Origin of the sequence: Pseudomonas protegens, assembly GCF_003363755.1 — a bacterium.
GTDB lineage: Bacteria > Pseudomonadota > Gammaproteobacteria > Pseudomonadales > Pseudomonadaceae > Aquipseudomonas > Aquipseudomonas danubii.
The window spans coordinates 4,223,809-4,242,017 of record NZ_CP031396.1 but is presented as its reverse complement, the minus strand read 5'-3'; the positions used below and the strand labels follow the sequence as shown (position 1 = coordinate 4,242,017).

Annotated in this window: 19 protein-coding genes; 10 read left to right on the top strand and 9 right to left on the bottom strand. The window is 63.3% G+C overall.

The genetic code is table 11. The annotated features are described in order from the left end of the window. Nucleotides 1–2 precede the first annotated feature (2 nt). From DWF74_RS19135 to DWF74_RS19125, 3 genes are all read right to left on the bottom strand, one after another. Entirely contained in the window at nt 3–1,706 is a 1,704-nt protein-coding gene (locus DWF74_RS19135; RefSeq protein ID WP_115581494.1) for a ShlB/FhaC/HecB family hemolysin secretion/activation protein, read from the bottom strand. 244 nt (nt 1,707–1,950) lie between these two features. After that, entirely contained in the window at nt 1,951–2,250 is a 300-nt protein-coding gene (locus DWF74_RS19130; RefSeq protein ID WP_102862950.1) for a PsiF family protein, read from the bottom strand. A 71-nt stretch (nt 2,251–2,321) separates the two neighbouring features. Further along, on the bottom strand, nt 2,322–3,110 hold the full coding sequence (locus tag DWF74_RS19125; protein WP_115581493.1) for an AraC family transcriptional regulator: 789 nt from the start codon (nt 3,108–3,110) through the stop codon (nt 2,322–2,324). A 96-nt stretch (nt 3,111–3,206) separates the two neighbouring features. Here DWF74_RS19125 and DWF74_RS19120 point away from each other — a divergent pair, with 96 nt between their 5' ends. Continuing rightward, nucleotides 3,207–4,112 (top strand): DMT family transporter, encoded by a 906-nt coding sequence (locus tag DWF74_RS19120; RefSeq protein WP_115581492.1) that lies wholly within the window; start codon nt 3,207–3,209, stop codon nt 4,110–4,112. A 3-nt stretch (nt 4,113–4,115) separates the two neighbouring features. Here the strand turns inward: DWF74_RS19120 and DWF74_RS19115 are convergent, their stop codons facing one another. From DWF74_RS19115 to DWF74_RS19105, 3 genes are all read right to left on the bottom strand, one after another. Continuing rightward, a complete protein-coding gene (locus DWF74_RS19115) occupies nt 4,116–5,006 on the bottom strand; it encodes an esterase/lipase family protein (RefSeq protein WP_102862947.1) in 891 nt (296 codons plus the stop codon). A 118-nt stretch (nt 5,007–5,124) separates the two neighbouring features. Continuing rightward, entirely contained in the window at nt 5,125–5,430 is a 306-nt protein-coding gene (locus tag DWF74_RS19110; protein ID WP_102862946.1) for a DMT family transporter, read from the bottom strand. Nucleotides 5,431–5,442: 12 nt separating this feature from the next. Beyond that, nucleotides 5,443–6,081 (bottom strand): FMN-dependent NADH-azoreductase, encoded by a 639-nt coding sequence (locus DWF74_RS19105; RefSeq protein ID WP_115581491.1) that lies wholly within the window; start codon nt 6,079–6,081, stop codon nt 5,443–5,445. 125 nt (nt 6,082–6,206) lie between these two features. On the opposite strand from DWF74_RS19105, the gene DWF74_RS19100 reads away from it, so the two are divergent. Then, a complete protein-coding gene (locus tag DWF74_RS19100) occupies nt 6,207–7,130 on the top strand; it encodes a LysR substrate-binding domain-containing protein (RefSeq protein ID WP_162884167.1) in 924 nt (307 codons plus the stop codon). Between the two features lie 121 nt (nt 7,131–7,251). Next, the gene (locus tag DWF74_RS19095; protein WP_102881989.1) at nt 7,252–7,782 is read left to right on the top strand and encodes a ferritin-like domain-containing protein; all 531 of its coding nucleotides are present in this window, start codon (nt 7,252–7,254) and stop codon (nt 7,780–7,782) included. A 66-nt stretch (nt 7,783–7,848) separates the two neighbouring features. Here the strand turns inward: DWF74_RS19095 and DWF74_RS19090 are convergent, their stop codons facing one another. Next, the gene (locus tag DWF74_RS19090) at nt 7,849–9,924 is read right to left on the bottom strand and encodes an AsmA family protein (RefSeq protein WP_115581489.1); all 2,076 of its coding nucleotides are present in this window, start codon (nt 9,922–9,924) and stop codon (nt 7,849–7,851) included. 384 nt (nt 9,925–10,308) lie between these two features. Here DWF74_RS19090 and DWF74_RS19085 point away from each other — a divergent pair, with 384 nt between their 5' ends. The 7 genes from DWF74_RS19085 to DWF74_RS19055 all read left to right on the top strand — a co-directional run bounded on the left by DWF74_RS19085 (nt 10,309) and on the right by DWF74_RS19055 (nt 15,493). Next, complete coding sequence (locus DWF74_RS19085; protein WP_102862941.1) at nt 10,309–10,734, top strand: hypothetical protein; 426 nt, start codon at nt 10,309–10,311, stop codon at nt 10,732–10,734. Nucleotides 10,735–10,902: 168 nt separating this feature from the next. Beyond that, a complete protein-coding gene (locus DWF74_RS19080; protein ID WP_102862940.1) occupies nt 10,903–11,535 on the top strand; it encodes a TetR family transcriptional regulator in 633 nt (210 codons plus the stop codon). A 282-nt stretch (nt 11,536–11,817) separates the two neighbouring features. Then, entirely contained in the window at nt 11,818–12,318 is a 501-nt protein-coding gene (ureE, locus tag DWF74_RS19075) for an urease accessory protein UreE (RefSeq protein ID WP_102862939.1), read from the top strand. Then, nucleotides 12,315–12,989 carry an urease accessory protein UreF gene (locus DWF74_RS19070; RefSeq protein WP_115581488.1) on the top strand — a complete coding sequence of 225 codons (675 nt, stop codon included), beginning with the start codon at nt 12,315–12,317 and terminating at the stop codon, nt 12,987–12,989. The genes ureE and DWF74_RS19070 overlap by 4 nt, the downstream gene beginning before the upstream one ends. A gap of 9 nt (nt 12,990–12,998) precedes the next feature. Further along, on the top strand, nt 12,999–13,613 hold the full coding sequence (gene ureG, locus DWF74_RS19065) for an urease accessory protein UreG (RefSeq protein ID WP_047301379.1): 615 nt from the start codon (nt 12,999–13,001) through the stop codon (nt 13,611–13,613). Nucleotides 13,614–13,650: 37 nt separating this feature from the next. Continuing rightward, nucleotides 13,651–14,223 (top strand): HupE/UreJ family protein, encoded by a 573-nt coding sequence (locus tag DWF74_RS19060; protein ID WP_102862937.1) that lies wholly within the window; start codon nt 13,651–13,653, stop codon nt 14,221–14,223. Nucleotides 14,224–14,353: 130 nt separating this feature from the next. Then, complete coding sequence (locus DWF74_RS19055; protein WP_102862936.1) at nt 14,354–15,493, top strand: AGE family epimerase/isomerase; 1,140 nt, start codon at nt 14,354–14,356, stop codon at nt 15,491–15,493. A 73-nt stretch (nt 15,494–15,566) separates the two neighbouring features. Here the strand turns inward: DWF74_RS19055 and DWF74_RS19050 are convergent, their stop codons facing one another. Then, nucleotides 15,567–16,472 carry a cation diffusion facilitator family transporter gene (locus tag DWF74_RS19050; RefSeq protein ID WP_102862935.1) on the bottom strand — a complete coding sequence of 302 codons (906 nt, stop codon included), beginning with the start codon at nt 16,470–16,472 and terminating at the stop codon, nt 15,567–15,569. Between the two features lie 234 nt (nt 16,473–16,706). After that, nucleotides 16,707–17,468: an SDR family oxidoreductase gene (locus DWF74_RS19045; protein WP_115581487.1), complete on the bottom strand. Its 762-nt coding sequence runs from the start codon at nt 17,466–17,468 to the stop codon at nt 16,707–16,709. Between the last annotated feature and the right edge of the window lie 741 nt (nt 17,469–18,209).

Here is an 18,209-nt window from a genome sequence, read left to right as displayed (position 1 = left end):
GGTCAGAAGAACAGGTCTACTCGCACGTACACCGGATGCTCTCGTCTCTCGATAATGTCCGGTCGCTCCAGGGAGCGCGCGAAGCTGACTGACGCGGCCAGGTACTGGCCACGGGCGTTGAGTTCGATGGCGTTGCCACTCATGCGGCCCTTGGCGTCATGGTTGTAGCGATCGCCCTTGATCACCCCGACGTCATAAGCAAAGGCCAGGCCGTATTCCTGGACAAAGGGTTGCAGCGCCTGCCAGGTCACGGCACGGCGCCAGCGCAGTTGGTTGCGCCAGTAGCCGCCGCTGTTGCCGGAGAGGGTCTGGTCCTGGAAGCCGCGCACCGAATTGAGCCCGCCGAGGCTGATGCGCTGAGGGCTGAAGAGCACGTCCTCGCTACGCTGGCCGGTGGCCAGGCTGTCGAAACTGAAGTTCTCGTTCCACAGGCGAAAGGGCTGCAGGTAGCTCAGGGTCAGGCTGTACTTGTTGTAGCGCGAAACCGGCTCGCTACCGTGAGGGTTGCCGCTGCCCTGGGCGTCCAGCGCGCCGATGCCCTGCTGCCAGCCGATGTCGGCGTTGACCAGGGCATTGCCGATGCGCCGCCCGTGGTTGAAGCCCAACTGGCTTTCGGTGATGCGATTGCTGGAGACGTCGATCAGGTTGTCGTCGATGTAGTTGCGCGTGCGCAGCTGGCTCAGCCCCAGGCTCATCCCGGTCTTGCTCAGGTTGTCGCGGTGCAACACACGCTCGGCGCGCAACTGCTGGTTCTTGCTTTCGCCGTCCATGGTGAAGTCGAAGCCGGTGCTGTCATTGCGAGTGCGGTAGTAGCTCTGGCTGTAGGCGTAGCTGAAAGTCCACCAGCCCCAGGGCAGGCTGTAGAACAGACTCTGGTTGTCGGAATGGCGCCAGCGATCGCTGACTGCGTCCTGGTTGGCCCGCAGGCTCAATTGATCCGCCAGCCCCAGGGGGCTGTCCCAGTCCAGGCCGAGGCCCATTTGCTGCTCACCGGTGCTTTTGTCGCCACTGTTGTTGCGGGTGGCCGAGACGCGCCAGGGTTTCAGGCGCTGGCCCTTGAGCCCGACATGGCTGTCCCCCAGTTTCTCCCCCGGTGACAGTTCCAGCTCGACCTGGCGCGAAGGCAGGCGGCTGAGCTGGTCCACCAACTGCTCCAGTTCCCGCAGGTTCAGCACCTGGCCGGTGGTGCCGGGAAAGGCCATGGCCAGCTCCCGGGAACTGGCCAGGGCCGAGCTGTCCAGGCTTTCCAGGCGACCTTCGACGATGACGATGATCAATTGCCCCGACGCCAGCTCCTGGGCAGGCAGGTAGGCGCGGGTGGTGACATAGCCCTGTTGCAGGTAGTGGTGGGTAATGGCCTTGAGCATGGTGTTGATCTGCGCCACCGACAGGCACTGGTCGCGATAGGGCGCCACCAGGCGCTCCTGATCCGCTGCCGAGAGGTGTTCGGCGCCTTTGAGGACCACGGTCTTGATGGTGAAACAGCGCTGCTCGCCAGGTTGCGGAGCAGGCTCGGGGGGCAGGGTCTTGCCGGGCAGTTGCTGCAGTTCGTCGAGGCGCTTTTGCTGCTCTTGCAGCAACTGCTGCTGGCGATCACGGATCAGATCGCGGTCACCCGGCGTCTGCAGCGGGGCGGCGGTGAGGGCAAACGAGCCGAACAAAGCACAAAACGCTACGACAGGCCTGAAACAGCCAAAACGCGACATGCCTTCCATTCCCTTGAGTCGCAGACGCCGGTACTAGAGCGGCCGCGCGGTGCATCCCGGCACCTGTTTTCGAAGGGAATAAAGTCTAAATGTAAAATTTATTACATAAAAAAAAAGCGACGAGCGGTATCTTTCTGATTTATCTCATTGAAATAAAGGATTTTTTATGATTCTGAAATCGTAAACCTCGATGCGAACCAAGGCCCTGTGCCAGCCCGGTGACCTTGGTCCCATCGATTCAGGCTCACTTTTTCTTCAGGCAATCACTCATGAACGCCTTGCGCGCATCGCCCTTGAGGGCCTGGGCGGTGGCGGTGGCGTTGCACGATTTCATTCTTTCCTGGGGCGTGGAAGGTGTCGCCGCAGCCGCCGGAGCCGCCTTGAGGCAGGTGCTCATGAAGGCCTTGCGCTCGTCGCCCTTGAGGGCCTTGGCGGTGGCCTCGGCATTACAGGTGGTCATCTTGTTTTGCTGGGCAGTGGCGGCAAAACCTTGGGAGCAAAGCAGCAGGCCCACCATCAACAAAGGGATACGCAACATCTTCATGGAGTTTTCTCCTGGTCACCGCACCGATGGGCACGGCCTCCTGCGCAGTGTAGACAAAGCCTGTTACACCTTCACCTGTTCTGCAGGCTGGCCCGGCGGTACTGCTCGGGGGTGCAGCCGGCCTGGCGCTGGAACATCGCGATAAACGCCGAGGCGCTGCTGTAGCCCATGTCGAAGGCGATTTCCTGGACGCTGCGGGTGCTTTCCAGGGCCTCGATGGCGGCGAGGAAGCGCTGGCGCTGGCGCCATTCGCCGAAACTCATGCCCAGCTCGCGGACGAACTGCCGGGCCAGGGTCCGTTCACTGACATGGGCCTGCTGCGCCCAGTGGGCCAGGGGCTGGTGGTTGCCCGGTTCGGCCTGCAGGGCCTGGAGTACCCGCAGCAGCTCGGGGTTGCGGGCATAGGGCAGGTAACAGTCTTGCACCGGGGCCTGGCGCAACTGGTCCAGCGCCACCTGGGCCAGACGCTGGTCGGCCTCGCCCTCGGGGATCTGCACATCCCGGGCGGCGAAGTCCTTGAGTATCGCCTTGAGAATCTCGCTGATGGCCAGGGTGCTGCCCTGCTTCGGCAAGTCCGTGCACAGTTCCGGCGCCAGCAGCACCGCTCGGTAGTTGATCGGTTGCGGAGTGTAGAAACTGTGGGGCGTCTGCGGCGGCACCCAGACCGCGTACTGTGGCGGCGACATGAAGCGCCGGCCGGCGATGTCCATGCGCATCACACCATGGGCCGAATACTCCAGGCAGCCCCAGGGGTGCCGGTGCTCCAGGGCGTGGCTGTCGGCGGCGAAGTCGGCATAGCGGAAGAACACCGGCGCGGGCAGGCCGTGGAAATCCAGGAGATCGATGTGTTTTTTGCTCATGCTGTCCGGATGTCGGGGCAGGTTGTCCGGTTCGAAGTATAGGCATTGATCCGGACAGGAGGATAATCAGCCCTCATCAACTGTCTGGCTGTTTCCATGCAATACGCTTATCCACTGCTGGCCATCTTTATCTGGGCCGGCAATACCGTGGTCAACAAACTCGCAGTGGGTGCGATCTTCCCGGCAGAGATCGGCTTCTACCGCTGGCTGCTGGCGGGCCTGCTATTCACTCCGTTCATGCTCAAGCCGGTGCTGCGGCACTGGCCGGTGATCCGCCCCAACCTGGGCCGGATCTTCATCCTCGGGGTGTTGGGCATGGCCGTGTATCAGAGCCTGGCCTACTTCGCCGCGACCCTGACCTCGGCCACCAACATGGGCATCATTCTTTCCCTGATGCCGCTGATGTCCCTGGCCATGGCCATTGCCGCCCTGGGCCAGCGCCTGACCGCCGGGGCTCTGGTGGGGGCGGTACTGTCCTTTGCCGGGGTGCTGGTGGTGGTGTCTTCCGGCAGCCTTGCCGCGCTGCTGCAACACGGGGTCAACCTAGGTGACGCGATGATGCTGATCGCCACCCTGGCCTATGCGATCTACAGCACCTTGCTGAAGAAGTGGCAACTGCGCCTGCCGCCGCTGGTGCTGCTGTACCTGCAGGTGCTGGTGGCGGTGCTGGTGCTGCTGCCGTTGTTCCTGGCCTCACCCAAGGTCGGCCCGACCCTGCAGAACATTCCGCTGGTGCTCTATGCCTGCCTGCTGGCTTCGATGCTCGCGCCCCTGGCCTGGATGCAGGCAGTGGTGCGCCTGGGACCAAGCCGGACCACGCTGTTTTTCAATCTGCTGCCGTTGATCACGGCGCTGATTGCCGCGGTGGTGCTGCATGAGCAACTGGCCTGGTTCCATTTGGTGGGGGGCTTGTTGACCTTGGGCGGGGTGGTTCTTTCCGAACGCTGGACCAGGGTGCTGGGGCCGGTCGCCGGCAAGCCGGCGGCTACAGGGCCACAGTGAGGGTCAGAGGTTGGCGGCCTTGAGGCGCCGGGCATGTTCGACGAACAGGCGGATCGGTTCGGCGCCCTTGCCCACCAGCCCCAGGGATTGGTTGACGATATCGAAGTGGTCCAGGGGGTAGTCGTCGCCGATGACCTGCCCCAAATGCGAGCTGTAGCGCCCGACCATGCCGTCGCACTGGCCGGCCTCGCGGACGAAGGTGCGGGCGAACAGGCGGCAACTGCGGTTGGTGCCGTCGAACAGGTTGCGTCCGCGATTGGTCTTGCCCGGCTGCAAAATGCCGGACCAGGAGTAGTAGCGCACGCCGCCGACCTCTTCCGCGCCCTGGCCGCCCCAGGTGGACGGCAACCCTTGAGGGTATTGGCGGTTGAACAGGGCCACGCCCTCGGTGGTCAGCGACTGATGCGAAGCGTGGATATCCACCGGCAGTTTCGGCCCGCGATAGCCGGTTTCCAGCAGCGTCATCAAGGCCGCGACGCCCCGCAACAGCCAGCTCAGGACACGCCCCTTGAGGCTGTGGGCCGGGGAATGCCGAGCCAGGTAATCCGCCAGTTCGGAACCGTGGTTGGGGCCTGCTACCGAAGTCACCGAGGCGACCCAGTCAGGGCGTTTGGCCGCCGCGTAACGGGCGGTAAGCGCGCCCTGGCTGTGGCCGATCAGGTTGACTCGGGGCGCACCAGTCTCGGCCATGATCCGCTGGACCTGGGCCAGCAGTTGTTCACCGCGCACCTCGCTGGAGTTGAGCGGCGACACCTGTATCGCAAACACCTGGGCCCCACCCTGGCGCAAGGCCGGGATGATGCCGTACCAGTAGGGATACAGCAGCAGGCGGACAAAACCGAGCATGCCGGGCACCAGTACCAGGGGGTAACGCGTGGCAAGCTCTTGGGACATGCGGGGACATCCTTGTGCGAAGGCAGGGGGGCTGGCTGAAAGCTAGACCATAACCAAGGCCGTCGTCAGCCCCCGTGACGCTTTGGCGACAAACCAATGACAACCCGGCCCCGAGTTGCTATTTCAGCCCCACCACCCCGACCACGATCAGCCCCACCGACACCAGCTTGACCGGCGTCAGGCTTTCCCCCAGCAGCATGAAGCCCAGCAGCACCGTGCCCAGGGAACCGATGGCGGTCCAGATCGGGTAGGCCACGCTCACCGGCAACTCGCGCATGGCCAGGCTCAGGAAGTAGATCCCGCCCAGCGCCGCGACCACTGTCAGCAGCGACGGCCAGGGCCGGGTAAAGCCCTGGGCATACTTCATGCCCATGGCGAACGTGACCTCGAAGGCCGCTGCCAGCAGCAGGAACATCCAGGCCATGACGCCGCCTCCTCAGAAGGTCTGCGCCAGGGCCAAAAGGCGCTGCCGGGCTTCGCCACAGGACTGCGCGAAACGCTCGGGCGCCGACTCCTCGCCTTCCGCCGCAACCACCGTCACATCCTCGATCCCAATGAATCCCAGGGCCGTGCGCAACCATGGATCGGCGTGATTCATCGCTTCATGCTCCCCCCCGGGCCCAAATCCACCGCCGCCGCGGCTGGTGACGATCAACACCTTCTTGCCCTGCACCAAGGGCTGGTACTGGGCCACGCCGTTGTCCAGCTGGGTGTTGAAGGTCAGCCCCAGGCGCACGATGTGATCGACCCAGGCCTTGATCCCGCTGGGCACGCTGAAGTTGTGCATCGGCGCCGAGATCACCAGGCGCTGATGGCCGAGCAACTCACCGACCAGCTCGTCACTCAAGGCCAGGTCAGCCTGCATCAACAGCGGCCGCGCTTCGGGCTGTGGATAAAACGCCGCGGCGATAAAGGCTTCGCTGACATGGGGCAAGGAACCCCGCCCGACTTCGCGCCGGGTCAGGATGGCCCCGGGATTGGCCTGTTGCCAGGCTTGTAGAAAGTCATCGGTCAGACGCCGACTGTGGGAGCGCTCGCCTCGGGGGCTGCCGTGAATCGCAAGAATTGTGCTCATCTGCTTTCTCGTGTACGGATTGACTGTAACGGCCTTGAAGCCGGCCCTGTTCCGCGTTAAAGCTAGAGCTACCGCGACTCACCCACAAATGAGTAAACATTCACTTGGATGAACTCAACTCATCCATGGAGCCCGTCATGTTCGCCCACCTGCCCCTGACCGCCCTGCGTACCTTCGAGTCCGCCGCGCGCCTGCTGAGCTTCAAGGCCGCTGCCGAGGACCTGTCGGTGACACCCACCGCGGTGTCCCACCAGATCCGCAGCCTGGAACACTGGCTGGGGGTGCCACTGTTCGAACGCCTGCCCCGCCAGGTACGCCTGACGGAGGCTGGCCGCCGCCTGTTCCACAGCCTGCATGGCGCCCTGCTGGATGTGGCCCAGAGCGTCGACACCCTGCGCCCCAGTCCCTGCGCCGCGCAGTTGACCGTTTCCACCACTGCGGCCTTCGCCGCCCTGTGGCTGGTGCCGCGCCTGGGGCGCTTTTACGCCCGGCACCCTGGCATCAACCTGCGCCTGGATACTCAGTGCGAGGTGGTGGACCTGCACCAGGACGCCAGCATCGACGTCGCGATCCGCTACAGCCAGGACGGCTACCTGAATCTCCATGGCCTGTGCCTGTTCGACGAGCGCTTTGCGGTCTATGGCGCGCCGCAGCAGGTGGCCCTGGCCCGGCAGCAGCCACCGTCCCTGATCAGCGTGCATTGGCGCAATTCCAGGTTGTATGCCGATGGCTGGCAGGCCTGGTGTGCCCAGGCCGGGGAAAACTGGCTCGACGCTCGGTTGCCGATCCGTTCCTACGACGAGGAGCAGTACGCCCTGCAAGCTGCCATTGCCGGCCAGGGCCTGGTACTGGCGAGCAACATCCTGGTGTCCCAGAGCGTGGCCAACGGCCTGCTGCAAGCCTATCGGCCGGAGGTCCAGGTGGACGGCGCGGGCTATAGCGCCCTGTGCGTGCCGGGGCGAGAGCGGCACCCTCCGGTGCGGGCCTTCCTCCAGTGGCTGCAACAGGAAGCGCTGCTGGCCGGACATCCGCCCCTGGCCCGCAGTTGACCCCGGCGCAGACCACCGGGCACATCCGATAAAACTTTTTGCCGCGCCCGGGACTCACAACTCAGGTAGTGATCAGGCCGAGAGAGCCTGGCGCAAAACGGATTAGCCCCAGGAGATCGAAATGAGCGACAAGCATTTATCCGATGTGAACACCCTGCGCGAACGGGCCCGTCAACACGTGGAGAACGGAGCCGTGACCGAGGGCTACAACGCCGACCGCGAGCAGGTGCTGCGGCTGCTCAACGAATCGCTGGCCACCGAACTGGTGTGTGTCTTGCGCTACAAGCGCCACTACTTCATGGCCAACGGCCTCAAGGCCAGCGTGGCGGCCGACGAGTTCCTCGAACACGCGACCCAGGAAGCCGAGCACGCCGACAAACTGGCGGAACGCATCGTCCAGCTCGGCGGCGAACCGGAGTTCAACCCGGACCTGTTGTCCAAGCACTCCCACGCCCAGTACGTGGCCGGCAACACCCTGAAGGAAATGGTCTACGAGGACCTGGTGGCCGAACGCATCGCCATCGACAGCTACCGCGAGATCATCCAGTACATCGGCGACAAGGACCCCACCACCCGCCGCCTGTTCGAAGAGATCCTGGCCCAGGAAGAGGAACACGCCGACGACATGGCAGACATCCTCAACGACCTGTAATCCCCTCCTCCAAGCCCGCCCCTGCCTACCGTAGGAGCGGGCTTTTCCGCGAAGCTCCAGTCCTTGCTACTGGCTCGGCTTGACCGTCACCGGCGCCTTGCCCGAGCGCATCTGCTGCAGCAGCGGCGCGCACTGATTGGGCTCGTCACCGCTGGGCGCCACCAGCGCCAGCAAGCCTGCCGCCGGCCCGGCGATCAACCCCAGCGCCACCATCCCGGCACCGCGCAGCACCAGCGGCACCGCCTTGACCCCGGCACTGGGCTTGATGAACTTGCCCTGCACATAAAGCGGTGAACGCAGGGAGAACAGGCGCAGCCCCTTGGACTCCGGCGTGATGGTCAAGTCCAGTTGCTCAGAGGCCATATTGGCGGTGCCATCGATGTAGATGATGGCGTTCTCGGTATCGAAGACGAACAGCCGAGACGTAGCCAGACCGCTCTTGATGCCAAAGTCGGCGGCGGCGCAATTGATCTTCACTTCCTTGTCGCCAAACATCTTGCCGACCACATAGTTGCCGACGTTGAGCCCGGCGATTTCCATGAGGCTGCGGCTGATGGCGCCATCGTTGATCAACATCTTCAGGTCGCCGTTGGCGCTGCCCAGCAAGGCTGCCACCGAGTTGCCGCGTCCGGTGATATCGGCATCGCCATTGAGCTCGCCGAAGCTGGTCTTCATCGGCTCGAAGGTCGGAAACAACTGCTTGAGCTTGAAGTTGCGCGCCGTCAGCCTGGCCCGGCCTTCCAGCGGCGTGGTGTGACCATTGAGGCGCACCTGGGCGTCCAGCTTGCCCCCGGCCACGCCGAAGCGCAGGGGCTCCAGGCTGAGCTGGCCGTCGTTGAGCACCAGGTGCGTGTAGAGATCGGTGAACGGCAACTCGGCGCTGTGGACAATGCGCTTGCCGGTGAACTCCACATCGGCGTCCATGTCACCCCAGCGCTCGGTACGGAACTCCTCCACCGGCAGCACCTTGTCCGCCGGCTGCTTGCTCTCGCCGCCCCGGGCCTTCTGCTTGGCGTTGGAGTCGGCACCAATCAGCGGCGCCAGGTCGCTCATCAGCAACTGGTTGGAGACCAATGCACCGCTGAGCTTGGGTCGCGGCTGACTGGCGACGTAGGTCAGGTTGCCGTGGATATCGCTGTCGCCGATCTTGCCGTTGAAATCCTGGTAGCTGAAGGTCGCACCCGCCGGGTCGCGGAGCTTGGCGGTCAGATGGCCGTCGGTGGCATAGGGCGGCGAGTCCGGCAGGGTCACCCCGGTCAGCGGATAGAGATTGCCCAGGCTGGTGCCGGCCAATTTCAGGCGCAGGTCCAGGGCGCCCAGATTCAGCGGGTCGGTGAGGCTGCCCCGCAGCTCCACCTTGGTGTCGCCGATCTGCACCTGGGCCTGCAGTGGAAACGGCTTGCGCCCGTCCTGCAGGGCCAGCAAGCCGCCGATCTTGCCGGTGCCGGCGAGCTTCTGCCCGTGGTACTGGCCCTTGACCTTGAGGGCGAAGGCATAGGCTTGGGCCGCGGCGCCTTTTTCACTGATTTTCTTCGCTTCGCTCTCACCGACTATGTCGCTGAAGGGAATGGGTTTGCCGAGCAGCTCTACCTGCAGGTCAAGTTGGGTTTTCAGGCTCTGGTCGTCCAGGGTCACATGGCCCTTGTCGAAACCGATGGCGCCGATGTCCACCGTCCAGTTGGAAGGCTCGGCCTCGGGGTCCTTCGGGTCGAACTTGAAGGTCCAGTTGGCGCGACCGTCCGCCAGCCGCTGCAGCGCAGCATCGGGCTCGGTCAGATCGATACGCGGGATGCTGACCCGCTGGGCCAACAGGGCCAGGGGCGAGATGCGCAACTCGACCCGTTTGAGGCTGACCATCTGCGGTGCCTTGGACCACTCCGGGTTGCCCAGGGTCAGGTCCTGGGCCACTACGTGAGGCCAGGGCACCCAGGCCCGCCAGCCACCCTCGTCGGGCTCGCGCTGCCAGGCCACGGACAAGTCGCCATTGATCGCGAAGGGCCGATGCAACTCCTCGGACACCTTGGCGTTGAGGGTCGGCTTGATGCGGTTCCAGTCGAAGAACGCGATCACCAGCACCAGCACGGCCAGTAGCAGGATCAGGCTGGCGACGGACCAGGCGAGGATTTTACGAGTGCGCGTCATTGCACGAGGCTCCTGAAGACAACTGAGCGCCAAACTGCGACGCATCGATGAAATGCCGATGGAAAATCACCGGCCATGAAAACTACGACTGACAAAGCCCACGCAGGTTTAATCCGGCGGCTCGATGCGGCGAAAAAACCTGAATTGCTGATCGCTTGGACAGCTTTGTGTTACCTCGAACCGCCTCTTCCTGAAGCGGGAGTGGGTCGAAAATACCCACCCTGGTGCAAAAGCCATCGGCGCTAAAGCCCGAGCTAGAGCCTTCGAGGCAAACAATCAATTCCGTTGATTATTACCATTGTGTTTATGAACTTTTATATCGATTTTGCGGCGGTAACATTAGCTCCGTACCCACTTTATCGCCCTACCAAGGAGCAACCCATCATGAAACGCCACCTCTTACTGAGCCTGACCTTATCCGTTCTGGCTGCCAACGCCTTCGCCCTGCCAGCCGCTGAACAAGCCACTCCACAGGTCAAGGCCAGCCACAGCGTGTTCACCCAGACCCTGGCCGAAGGCGGTTCGGACCGTCTGATCGAACGCAACAAAGTCGCTGCCGACGGTTACGAACGCACTCCACAAGGCCAGAGCGTTGCCGAAGACGGCTATGATCGCACCCCACAAGGCCAGAGCGTTGCTGAAGATGGCTACGACCGTACCCCACAAGGCCAGAACGTAGCTGAAGGCGGCCGTGATCGCCTGGAAGAGAAAGGCCTGGTTGAAGACGGCTACAGCCGCACGCCTCAAGGTCAGACCGTTGCCGAAGGCGGCGCTGATCGCCTGGCTGAACGTCATCAAGCAGCGAGCTGAGGCCATGCTGGCCCTTAAAAAAAGCCCGATCCCTGGATCGGGCTTTGGCTTTTATGGCCCCGGCATTTTAGCCCTGACCTTCGCCGCTCTCGCCTGACTCCAGTTCGACTCCGGCAAAGTTGATTTGCTAGAGTGCGCCGCTCCCATTGAGCAAAGAACGCCCCGCCGATGCTGCCCCGCGCCGAACAGAAGCAACAGACCCGCAACGCCCTGATGGATGCTGCCCGGCATCTGATGGAGTGTGGTCGTGGTTTCGGCAGCCTGAGCCTGCGGGAAGTGGCCAAAGCCGCCGGCATCGTGCCCACCGGCTTCTATCGGCACTTCAGCGACATGGACCAACTGGGGCTGGAACTGGTCAGCGAGGTCGGCCAGACCTTCCGTGAAACCATCCGCCTGGTGCGCCACAACGAATTCGTCATGGGCGGCATCATCGACGCCTCGGTGCGCATCTTCCTTGATGTCGTGGAAGCCAAGCGCGCGCAATTCCTGTTTCTGGCCCGTGAGCAATACGGCGGCTCGCTGCCGGTGCGCCAGGCCATCGCCACCCTGCGCGAGAACATCAGCTCGGACCTGGCTGCCGACCTGACCCTGATGCCCAAGCTGCAGCATCTGAATGCCGCCGACCTGAGCGTCATGGCCGACCTGATCGTCAAGAGCGTGTTCGCCACCCTGCCGGACATCATCGATCCCCCGGCCCAGGCCCTGCCTGAACACCTGACGCCGCAGGCGAAGATCACCCAACAACTGCGCTTCATCTTCATCGGCCTGAAGCACTGGCAAGGCCTGGGCAGCACCGAGTAATACAGCCTGCCCCTCTCCCCCTTTCAATCGGCGTGCCCCGCTCTGGGTAGCGCGTTTGCGCCTGCTCGTCGGCCCGGCACCGGATTGCAGCAAAAATATTTCCAGCGCACCAACTCAGTGCTATAAATCAGCTCAGCGCGCCATTTTGTAACAAGACAAAACAAGGTTTTGCCCCTTTTTCAGGCGCAGTTCCGGTGTCGACAAAGGGTTTTCCCTCTCCTTCGGGCGATTGGCAAGGCCCTTGCTCTGGCTTGTGTATCGCTCATAGCTGGAAGCTTTCCGATGCTGGTGATCCACCGCAGAACCGAACCCCAAGCCACCTGGTCCGCCGAACTGCACCTGACCTATGAGGCTCGCAGCAAAAGCCGCCTGCGCTGTTTCAGTGCCACAGGCGAAGACGTCGGCCTGTTTCTGGAGCGCGGCCAGCCGCCGCTGCACGACGGTGAGTTCCTGGTGGCCGAGGACGGACGCATCGTCAAGGTCTGCGCCCGCCCGGAAACCCTGCTCCATGTCACCTGCCGCAATGCCTTCGAACTGACCCGCGCCGCCTATCACCTGGGCAACCGCCACGTGGCCCTGCAGGTGGGCGACGGCTGGCTGCGCCTGCTCGATGACTACGTGCTCAAGGCCATGCTCGAACAACTGGGCGCCAGCACTGAAACCATCGAGGCGCCGTTCCAGCCCGAACACGGTGCCTACGGCGGCGGCCACCATCATTCGCGCCACGGCGATGAAGACTTCAATTACCCGCCGCGCCTGCACCAGTTCGGCGTGCGTCAATGAACCCAGCCTGGGCCCTGCTGCGCCTGGCCAGCCCACAACTGCCGATCGGTGGCTACAGCTATTCACAGGGACTGGAAATGGCAGTGGAGCAACAACGGGTGAAGGACCCGGACAGTGCCAGGCGCTGGATCAGCGATCAGTTGCTGTTCAACCTGGCGCGCTTCGAGGCTCCGCTGCTGCTCGCCCACTGCCAGGCCTCCGCAGATCAGGACTGGGCCAGGCTGCAGCAACTCTGCGAAGAACATCGGGCCAGCCGTGAAACCCGCGAGCTGTACCAGGAAAGCCGGCAGATGGGCTATTCCCTCAAGCAATTGCTCGAAGGCCTGCCGGAACTGGACGGCGGCGCCCGAGAGCTGCTGGCGCACCAGGACGAACCGCACCTGGCCCTGGGCTGGGCCCTGGCCGCCCGCGCCTGGCACATCAACCCCGAAGACGCCCTGGCGGCCTGGCTCTGGAGCTGGCTGGAAAACCAGCTGGCGGTGCTGATGAAAACCCTGCCCCTGGGCCAGCAGGCGGCCCAGCGCCTGACCAGCGAGCTGCTGCCGCTGCTGCAAGAGGCCCAGCGCCACGCCACCCACCTTGACCCCAACCACCTTGGCAGCGCCGCTTTCGGCCTGTCCCTGGCGAGCATGGCCCACGAGCGCCAGTACAGCCGCCTGTTCCGTTCCTAGGAGAAACTCATGAACGCACAACCTCTGCGTGTCGGCATCGGCGGCCCGGTGGGCTCCGGAAAAACCGCCCTGACCCTGGCCCTGTGCCTGGCCCTGCGCGAGCGCTACAACCTGGCAGTGGTGACCAACGACATCTACACCCGCGAAGACGCCGACTTCCTGGTCCGCAATGAAGCCCTGGCGCCGGAGCGGATCATCGGCGTGGAAACCGGCGGCTGCCCGCACACCGCGATACGCGAAGACGCCTCGATCAACCTGGAAGCGGTGGACCAGCTGAACCGGCGCTTCCCGGGGCTCGATCTGATCCTGGTGGAGTCCGGCGGCGACAACCTTTCAGCCACCTTCAGCCCGGAACTGTCGGACCTGACGATCTATGTGATCGACGTTTCCGCTGGCGACAAGCTGCCGCGCAAGGGGGGCCCGGGCATCTGCAAATCCGACTTGCTGGTGATCAACAAGATCGACCTGGCGCCGCTGGTGGGCGCCTCCCTGGAGATGATGAACAGCGACACCCAGCGCATGCGCGGCGGCAAGCCGTTTGTCTTCAGCAACCAGAAGACCGGCCAGGGCCTGGAAGACATCATCGCCTTCATCGAACGCCAGGGCCTGCTGACCGCGGCCTGAAACCGAATCTGAAAAACGCTCAACAAGGAAGCCACTCATGACCCTGAAATCACTCTTCGGCGCACTGGCGCTGCTGCTGACCCCGGCCCTGGCCTTCGCTCACCCGGGCCACGGCGACAACGGCCTGATGGCTGGTATCAGTCACCCCATCGGTGGCCTCGACCACTTGCTGGCCATGCTTGCGGTCGGCCTGTGGGCCGCCCAGCAACAAGGCGCGGCGCGCTGGGCACTGCCCTGCACCTTTGTCGGCACCATGCTGATTGGCGGCCTGCTGGGCTTTGAAGGGCTGAACCTGCCGGCCCTGGAAAGCGGGATTGCCGCGTCAGTACTGGCCCTGGGCCTGGCCGTGGCCCTGGCGGTGCGCCCGCCACTGAGCCTGGCGCTCGCCGCCACTGCGCTGTTTGCCCTGTTCCATGGCGTGGCCCATGGCCTGGAACTGCCAGACATGTCCAGCCCCTGGGCCTATGCCGCCGGTTTTGTCGCAGCCACCGCGGCCCTGCATGCCGCCGGTTATGCCGTGGTGCGGGTACTGCCTCAGGCGGCGGCGCCGCTGGTGCGCGTGGCCGGTGCGGCCTCGGCTGCGACGGGCGTGTGGTTGCTGGCAGGCTGATCCCTGCCCTCTTCTGTAGGAGCCGGCTGGCCGGCTCCTACCCGTATCTCGTGCTTGGCGGGCAAGCCGCCTGGCGGGGCTTCTCTGGTAACATGTCGCGCACTCAAACCTGCCGTGACGACGCCAGCCAATGCCCGATGTATCCCGCTCCGCCACCTCGCCTGAATCGAGCGCTCTGTTCAACGCCATGCAGCAGCATTTCCACAAGGTGATAGTGCCGCTGTGGCAAGGTCCGGGCTGGAATCCGCAGTTGGCACTGCCCTATGAGGCGCTGGACGCCGAACAGCGGCCATTGCCGCCGCAGCGCTATCGAGCCATGGCCTGTGCCCGGCAGCTGTACCTGTTCTCCCAATTGATCGGTGATGCCGCCGCCCCCTTTGCCCAGGAGCGGGCCGCCGCGCTGTTCCGCTCGCTGCAGCGGCACTTCCACGATGCCGAGCACGGTGGCTGGTTCTACAGCATCGATGCCGACGGCGCGCCGCTGGATCGGCGCAAGGACCTCTACACCCACGCCTTTATCCTCTTCGCCTGCGCTCATTACTGGGCCAAGGTGCGCGAGCCGCTGGTGGAGTCGGTGCTCAATGCCGCCCTGGAAGTGGTAGCCCTGCGCTTTGCCCGGGGCGATGGACTCTACGAAGCCAGCCTCGCCGAGGACTGGTCCGTACTGGGTTCGGGGCCCCTACAGAATCCGCTGATGCACCTGGCCGAAGCCTTTCTCGCAATCCTGGCAGTGCGCGAAGACGCCGCGGTACAAACCGCACTGCTGGAGCTGTGCCAGGCCATGCAGCAGCAGTTCATCGACCCGCAGCACGGAGTGATGCTGGAGAAGCCACTGGGAGCTGTGGATAACTGGTTCGAGCCAGGGCATCAGTTCGAGTGGTTCTTCCTCCTCGACTCTTCGCCCTTGCTGCGCAGCAACCCGCTGCACGCCTCATTGAGTCGTGCCTTCGCGTTTGCCGAGCAGCTTGGTGTCGACCCGCAGAGCGGCGCGGTGTGCGCCATGCTCGACCTGCAACCGGGTGCCCCCATCAAGGACGCCACCCAGCGCATCTGGGCCCAGGCCGAGTACGTGCGTGCCCTGACCTTGCGTGCGGACAGCCAGGCGCCCCTGCTGCGTCAGCTCAAGGCGCTGCACGCGCATTTCCTGCATGCAGGGGGCTGGAATGAATGCCTGGATGCCAGTGGCGCGGTCAGCCGGCGGGATATGCCATCGACCACGCCTTATCACCTGGCGACCTGTTATCGCGGGCTGGCGGAATATTTTGCCTGAAGCCTCTGCCGGCCAGCCGGCTCCTGCAAGCCCCCTGTAGGAGAAGGCTGGTCGGCGAAAAGCGCACCGCCCATCAAACGATCCACTTGCGATCCCCGGTAAAGCTGATGGTCAGCCAGCGCGCTGCGTCGGCCTCTCCCAACTCACTGGAAATCTCCTCGCGCAAGCGGTCCAGAGTCGCCACATCCTGCAGCGGATAGTCCGCCGGCAGCACGATATGGATCTCGATGAAACGCGCCCGGCCGTGCTTCTGCACGTAGGAAATGTATTCCTGGAAGCCATAGGCAACCATGGCCTCTTCCATCACGCTGCGCACCTTTTCATCCAGCTGGTCCGGAGCGATGCCCAGCACATCACGCAACGCCGGCCGCAGGATCTTCAAGGCTGGCGGCAGCATGCTCAGGGCCAGCAGGATCAGGATCGCCGGGTCGACATACACCGCCCACTGGCCATGCCCGTACTGCTTGAGCAGCAAGGCAATGATGAAACTCACCAGCAGCCCCACCGAGAGCATTGCGTCCACCAGCCAGCTGATGTTGTCGAACTGGATCAGCGACGATTTGAGCTTGCGGTTACGCCGGCGCACATAGAAGAAGTAGGCAAACTCCGTTACCGCAAAGAACCCGGCATAGAAGATCACCATCCCCAGCTCGACCTCCCGGCCGCCATTGATGATGCCGAACACACCGTTAAGAAAGGCGTAGATGGCGATCAACAGCAGGAAGCTGCCTTCGATCAGCAGCACCATGGGTTCCAGGTGCCAGAAGCCGAACTGGAAACGGTGGTTGCTTTCCTTGGCAATCAGCTTGGCAGTGATCAGCATCAGGACCTTGATGAAGGTCGCGATCAGGGAAAAAAACCCATCGAACAAAATGGATTGGGCGCCAGAAACAAAACCCGTGACGATACCGGCGATCGCCACGGCGAACATCAGTACAGTCGATTGTTTGAGCAGAACCTGCTCACCTCGGTTACTCACAACTCCTCCTATCGAACTTCAAAAACACCGCCTTGAGTGAGGCGGCAGCGAAATTTCGGGGCGGAATTCTACCCTGCCAAGGCTGACCTTCAGCTGAAACGAATCAGCTTATGTGTTTCCAAGTACAACTGTAGTCACTGCCGAGCTATGGCGAGGCTGCGACACCTGCGCAGCAGGCGCAGGTCTTGCAACCGTTGGAGGGCCTGGCGGCCCTGTCGCAGCCTGCGGCAGCGGCTACACCTTGCGCTCGATGGCGAAGCCGGCCCAGGTCTGGCTCACCGGCATCAGCTCCAGGCTATTGATGTTGACGTGGGCAGGCGTGTTGAGAACCCAGAAGATGGTATCGGCAATGTCCTCGGGCTGGATCGGCTCGGCCCCGGCGTAGGTGGCGTCGTAGCGCGCCTGGTCGCCGGCGAAACGCACCAGGGAGAACTCGCTTTCGCACAGGCCCGGTTCAATGTTGGTGACCCGCACGCCGGTGCCCTGCAGGTCGCAGCGCAGGTTCAGGGAGAACTGTTTGACGAAGGCCTTGCTCGCGCCATAAACGTGACTGCCCGGGTACGGGTAGTTGCCGGCAATGGAGCCCAGGTTGACGATCCCGGCGCCCCGGCCATGGGCGATCAGCCGCGGCAGCAGCAGACGGGTGCTGTACATCAAGCCCTTGATGTTGGTGTCGACCATGGTGTCCCAGTCATCCAGGTCGCACTTGGGCGCCGGGTCGACGCCCAGGGCCAGGCCGGCATTGTTGATCAGGCCGCGCAACTGGCTGAAGGACGGCGGCAGGTTGGTGATGGCCGCTTCCATGGCCTTGCGGTCCCGCACATCGAGTACCAGGCCGTGCACTTCGGTCTGCTTGGAGAGCTCTGCGCACAGCGCGTTGAGGCGCTCCTCGCGGCGGCCGGTGAGCACCAGCGACCAGCCGGCCTCGGCAAAACGCCGGGCGCAGGCTTCGCCAAAACCGGACGTCGCGCCCGTAATGAACAGTGTGGAAGTCATGGTGTTCTCCTTGCTGGGTGGCGAGCCGCCGTTACGATAAAAAAGCGTTTCGCAGCATGCCCGGCCCGGCTCTGGGCGGCAACAGAAGCGCTGGATATCCGGCATCACTGTACAAAAAACGCTCACATGGCTGAAAGCCATGGTCGGCAAGGCCTGCAGCCACATGCCCGCACCTTATCCACAGGCCGGTCCACAGTCTTTGGGGGCAAGTGCAAATCGCGCAAAGCCGCTGTACACAGGGCTTGCAGCGGATCATGGGAAGTTTTTTGCTTGACCCGCAGAGGCTGTCCATGCAGGTGACCGCAAAAAAGATGACCGAGCGGTCAAAGTGTATAAGGCCAGAGGCCAGTAACTACGCCGCCCAGAGCAGTCTTTCCAGAGTTTAGTCACAGACTTATCCACAGGCTTATCCAGAGTCTTTTGCGGGTACGGCTGCGACAATAAAAAGGTTGACAAGCGCGTCTTCGAGTTGCTCAAAAAGCCATGATCAAAAAACAATCAATCGCTTGCAGGCCACGTAAACAAAGGCTTCCAGCCAGCTACTCCCACGTTACCCACAGCCCGCTCCACAGCAAACGGGGACAAGTCAAAACGGTGGAAAAACAACTGTTTGCAGCGTCTTTATGCCGCGCTTTGCCAGCTTGGGAATAATGTTTTCCACAATTGTCGGACGCCGCCTGCCCTTCAGCGCACGCGCGGTTGCCAATGCCCGCACTCAGCCCGCAGGAACCAGCTTGCCGG